The sequence below is a fragment of the Actinocrinis puniceicyclus genome, assembly GCF_018283645.1.
Classification (GTDB): Bacteria; Actinomycetota; Actinomycetes; order Streptomycetales; family Catenulisporaceae; genus Actinocrinis; species Actinocrinis puniceicyclus.
On sequence record NZ_JAGSXH010000325.1, the window covers coordinates 1 to 1,278 of the forward strand.

Below are 1,278 nucleotides of genomic sequence, written 5' to 3' on the forward strand. Positions count from 1 at the left end.
GCCTCGGCGACGCCCGCCAGTCGCTGGGCCAGTGACCCGCCGCCTGCGGCCGCGCCCTTGGCGGGCGATTTGACCAGGCCGCGCAGCAGCGGGGGCAGCATGCCCGACCGGGCTTGCGAGCGCAGTGCGCCCAGTTCCAGCCGCACCGGTACCAGCATCGCGTCGTCCAGCCGCTGCGCCTGGTCGAACAGCTCAAGGCCCAGTTGTGTGGGCAGCGCCGCGGTGCCCATGCGGGCCAGACGGCGCAGTTCGGCCTCGTCCAGCGTTCCGGCCATACCGCCCGCGTCAGCCCACAGGCCCCATGCGAGCGAACTGGCCGGCAGTCCCTCGGCGCGCCGCGCAGCCGCCAACGCATCAAGGAACGCATTCGCCGCCGCGTAATTACCCTGACCCGGACTGCCGATCAACGCCGCCACCGAAGAGAACAGGACGAACGCACTCAGCTCCATACCCCGCGTCAACTCATGCAAATGCAGCGCCGCATCCACCTTCGGCCGCAACACCCGCCGCACCTGATCCGGCGTCAAAGCAGCCAACACACCATCATCCAGCACACCCGCCGCATGCACCACACCCGTCAACGGGCGCTCCAGCCCACCAAGCAACTCAGCAACCTGACCACGATCTGACACATCACACGCCACCAGCCGCGCGTCAGCACCCAACTCACGCAGCCCGGCCACCAACTCGGCCACACCCTCGACCGCCGCACCACGCCGACTGACCAACAACAGATGCCGCACACCATGACGGGCCACCAAATGCCTGGCGAACAACGCACCCAGACCACCGGTACCACCCGTGATCAACACCGTGCCATCCGGGTCCAGCGGCGCCGGCACAGTCAGCACCACCTTGCCGGTATTACGGCCCTCACGCAGGAACCGGAACGCCTCGACCCCACGCCGCACATCCCACGTACGGATCGGCGCATGCCTCAACACACCCCGCTCGAACAACCCCACGATCTCGGTCAGAAGCTGCTGAATACGCTCAGGCCCGGCTTCCAACAAATCAAAGGAGTAATACCGCACACCCGGTCGCGCCTGGGCCATCTGGTCCGCGTCGCGGACATCGGCCTTACCCATCTCCACGAACCGGCCACCACGCGGCAACAGGTCCAACGACGCATCGACGAACTCACCCGCCAACGCGTTGAGCACCACATCCACACCCTCGCCACCCGTCGCGGCCAGGAACGCCTCCCGGAAACCCAGATCACGCGACGAAGCAATCCGCTCGGCCGCCACACCCAGACCGCGCACCGCGTCCCACTTG

The 1,278-nt window shown here is 67.5% G+C and carries 1 protein-coding gene; it reads right to left on the reverse strand.

Translation table 11 applies throughout. The features are described 5' to 3' along the window. A partial coding sequence (locus tag KGA66_RS29080; protein WP_211472818.1) for an SDR family NAD(P)-dependent oxidoreductase occupies positions 1-1,278 on the reverse strand: 1,278 nt, incomplete at both ends.